This window comes from Microcystis sp. LE19-41.2A, from assembly GCF_027530405.1.
In the GTDB taxonomy this organism is placed as follows: domain Bacteria; phylum Cyanobacteriota; class Cyanobacteriia; order Cyanobacteriales; family Microcystaceae; genus Microcystis; species Microcystis aeruginosa.
This window is the reverse complement of the sequence record NZ_JAPZQJ010000120.1, coordinates 1-1,362: the sequence shown is the minus strand read 5'-3', so window position 1 is coordinate 1,362 and position 1,362 is coordinate 1. Positions and strand designations below refer to the sequence as shown.

Annotated in this window: 2 protein-coding genes; both read left to right on the top strand. The window is 42.8% G+C overall.

What is annotated here, in order from left to right; translation table 11 throughout:
* The first annotated feature begins 206 nt into the window (after window positions 1-206).
* On the top strand, window positions 207-650 hold the full coding sequence (locus tag O9290_RS05310; RefSeq protein ID WP_288058865.1) for a hypothetical protein: 444 nt from the start codon (window positions 207-209) through the stop codon (window positions 648-650).
* 41 nt (window positions 651-691) lie between these two features.
* Window positions 692-1,147, top strand: a complete 456-nt coding sequence (gene aroQ, locus O9290_RS05305; RefSeq protein ID WP_002797921.1) for a type II 3-dehydroquinate dehydratase — start codon at window positions 692-694, stop codon at window positions 1,145-1,147.
* The last annotated feature ends 215 nt before the right edge of the window (window positions 1,148-1,362 follow it).

The following is a 1,362-nucleotide window of genomic DNA, read 5'->3' as shown; positions in this document are numbered from 1 at the left end:
TAACATCATTAGAAAAGTAATTCCTGATGTCATTGACCAGGGAATAAAGGGTTTGCCGTTTAATCCTGTAGTGCTTGACCCACTACGAATGACTAAGCTTTCAGGCTTTTAAGTAAGTTTGAGTAAGTTTAGTTGAGCGGTAGTCTCCCATGGATAAAGCGAGAATGGGAGGAGGATCAAGATAAAACTAAGGGGAGTTTACCAGGATGTCAGGAGAAACCGTCACTTATTCCCTAGAAACTATTCTGACCAGGATCGAGGGAAAAATAGACAATCTACAAAGGGACGTTAATCAAAAATTTGACAAGATTGATGAGCGCTTTGACAGAATCGATGAAAGATTAAATAAAGTAGAGATAGGATTAGCTACTTTAACCGAGAAAGTCGTAGGTATGGATAAACGACTGGAAAAAGTGGAAAATGAACAATTTAAATCGATAGGATTGGTTGCTTTAACCGAGAAAGTCGGAGGGATGGATAAACGACTCGAAAAGGTGGAAAGTGAACAGGCTACCATGATTAAAGCTATTTCCGACCTCCAGGGATTCCGAGGTCTCATTCTGCCGATCATCGTCGGTGCGCTCAGTGCTACTATTGGTGCGGTGATTACCGTAGCGGCAAAAATGTTGTTGATCGGCAATAGTCCCTGATCGAGATAAGATTAATTCTCGTGGTCATAGGGAGGACATTTGTGAATAAACTAAGCATTCTGGTTCTGCACGGGCCGAATTTAAACCTATTGGGGAAAAGAGAGCCGAATCTCTACGGTAACGTCAATTTAGAGGCGATTAACCGGTTTTTAAACGAAGAAGCTACCCGTTTAGGGGTGAATTTAACCGCACACCAGTCCAATCAGGAAGGGCAATTAGTGGACTGGATTCAGCAAGCATGGGGTCAGCATGACGGTATTTTGATTAATGCGGGAGCTTATACTCACACCAGTATCGCCATCCGCGACGCACTATTAGGCACAAAAATGGCCTGTGTGGAAGTACACTTAAGCAATATTTACAAACGCGAGTCTTTTCGTCATCATTCCTACATTGCCGATATAGCCATCGGACAGATTAGCGGTTTTGGGGCCGAAAGTTATCGCCTAGGATTATGGGCATTAGTCGATTATTTGCAAAAGAATAGAGAAGGCTAATTAGGGCTTGCTCAATAAATCTAAAAACCTTGTTGGGTAAGACTTTTAGACTTTTTGGAAACCAAAAAGTACCGTATCCCGGAGTGATCGGGTGGAAAATTCCGGGACTTTTTCCCTGAAAATTAGGTAATTGACCCCCTCAAAATCTCTAAAACCCTACACCCTACACCCTACACCCTACACCCTGCCCCCACCGAAAAACTTTTTGCCGCAAA

Excerpts from the sequence above, each read along its gene's own strand:
- O9290_RS05310 (WP_288058865.1), top strand. The coding sequence starts at position 207 with ATGTCAGGAGAAACCGTCACTTATTCCCTAGAAACTATTCTGACCAGG.